The following is a 263-nucleotide window of genomic DNA, read 5'->3' as shown; positions in this document are numbered from 1 at the left end:
TCCTGATCGAGCTTGCGAGAAGCAAGGGGAGTCTCGTCCCCAAGGAGGCTCTCGTCGCGAAGGTCTGGCCCAACCTGACCGTGCACGACGGCAACCTGAAGGTCACCGTCGCGGCCCTGCGCCGCGCTCTCCGGGAACACGCGCCCTCCGTCGACTACATCGGCAATGTTGTGGGCCGCGGCTACTGGTTACGCGACGACGACGAAGCCGGGCGGGCGGCCGGGCAGATCGCGTCCCCGGGCGCTTCTCTCCCCGATCTGGCG

1 protein-coding gene is annotated in these 263 nt (G+C 68.8%); it reads left to right on the top strand.

Features of this window, described 5'->3' with window-relative positions; genetic code table 11:
• On the top strand, positions 1–263 hold a 263-nt coding region (locus KBI52_RS00275; RefSeq protein ID WP_210804726.1), incomplete at both ends, for a winged helix-turn-helix domain-containing protein.

It is taken from the genome of Microvirga sp. HBU67558 (assembly GCF_018069605.1).
In the GTDB taxonomy this organism is placed as follows: Bacteria; Pseudomonadota; Alphaproteobacteria; order Rhizobiales; family Beijerinckiaceae; genus Microvirga; species Microvirga terrae.
This window is presented reverse-complemented; position numbering and strand designations above follow the sequence as displayed.